This is a genomic window from Marinimicrobium sp. UBA4209 (assembly GCF_002381585.1).
GTDB lineage: Bacteria > Pseudomonadota > Gammaproteobacteria > Pseudomonadales > Cellvibrionaceae > Marinimicrobium > Marinimicrobium koreense.
The window spans coordinates 42,148-42,562 of sequence record NZ_DFTP01000046.1 but is presented as its reverse complement, the minus strand read 5'-3'; the positions used below and the strand labels follow the sequence as shown (position 1 = coordinate 42,562).

Here is a 415-nt window from a genome sequence, read left to right as displayed (position 1 = left end):
CGTAGGGGTCGTGGCCCTCGCGGAAGCGCCACCGGGTCTCCTTGCCGTCCACCACAGGCCAGCGCAGGCCCCGCTCCTCGTGGTACCGATCGAAATTGGCCAGGTCGTGGGCCTTGCCGCGCCCAAAGCGAGCGTACTCTTCGAACAGGCCTTTCTGCACATAAAAGCCGAAGGCCTCGGACTCATAGTTGTCGTAACCTTCGGCGCGGTCATCGTTGCTGAATTGGTTGACCTGGCCGTTGGCAAAGAGCACATCGAACAGCGTTTTGCCTTTGAGATCGCTGGCTTTGTCGAGCAGCTCCGTTGGCCAGACGTCATCGGTTTTGATGCGCCGGGAGACTTCCATCAACTGCCAGAGGTCAGAGCGGGCATCGCCGGGCGGTGGTACCAGTTGGTGCCAGAACTGGGTGCGTCG

1 pseudogene is annotated in these 415 nt (G+C 61.4%); it reads right to left on the bottom strand.

Annotation, left to right across the window (positions count from 1 at the left end):
- Positions 1 to 415 (bottom strand): annotated as a pseudogene (locus tag B3187_RS06540) (periplasmic nitrate reductase subunit alpha); the annotation flags it as partial.